This window comes from Streptomyces sp. AC627_RSS907 (genome assembly GCF_019049165.1).
Map to the genome: position 1 here is coordinate 1 of NZ_JAGMUE010001410.1, position 631 is coordinate 631.

Consider the following 631-nt stretch of genomic DNA (forward strand, 5'->3'; position numbering starts at 1 on the left):
CACCGGGGGCGGGCGGGTCGGTGATGGGCACCGGCTCGGCCGGTAGGTCGGCCAGCGGCGTGTGCCCGCCCGCCTCGGCCGGGTCCGCCGCGACGAACACGTGCCGCAGCGTGGGCACCTGGGCGCGGACGGCGGTGGCCAGTTCGCGGTAGTCGAACCCGCCGTGCGTGGCCGGGATGACGTACGCGGCGGCCTCGGTGAACTCGCAGAAGTAGCGCACCTCGCTCTCCCGGTGCGCGGGCAGCGCGAAGACGGGCAGCGCGCCGACGCGGAAGAGCGCGAACATCACCTCGAAGAACTCGGCGACGTTGGGGAGTTGCAGCACCACCCGGTCGCCCTTGCCGATGCCACGGGCCAGGAAGCCGGCGGCGAGCCGGTCGGCGCGGGCGTCAAGGTCGCCGTAGGTCAGGCGGCGGCCGTCCGGGGAGCCGGGCGCGGGCGCCGGGTCCACGATCGCGATCCGGTCCGGGTGACGCTCCGCGCGCTCGCGCAGCATCTGCCCGAACGTCTCGCCGCGCCACCAGCCGGCGGCCCGGTACCGCTCGGCGAACTCGCTCGGCCAGGTCGGCGTACTCACTGGTCAACCCCCACCGCGTGCAGGAACGTCTGGAACTTCGCGCCGGTCTCGGCG

1 protein-coding gene is annotated in these 631 nt (G+C 75.1%); it reads right to left on the minus strand.

What is annotated here, in order from left to right:
• The coding region (locus KUM32_RS42165) for an AMP-binding protein (RefSeq protein WP_217146882.1) at positions 1-577 on the minus strand (577 nt) is incomplete at its 3' end.
• Positions 578-631 lie beyond the last annotated feature (54 nt).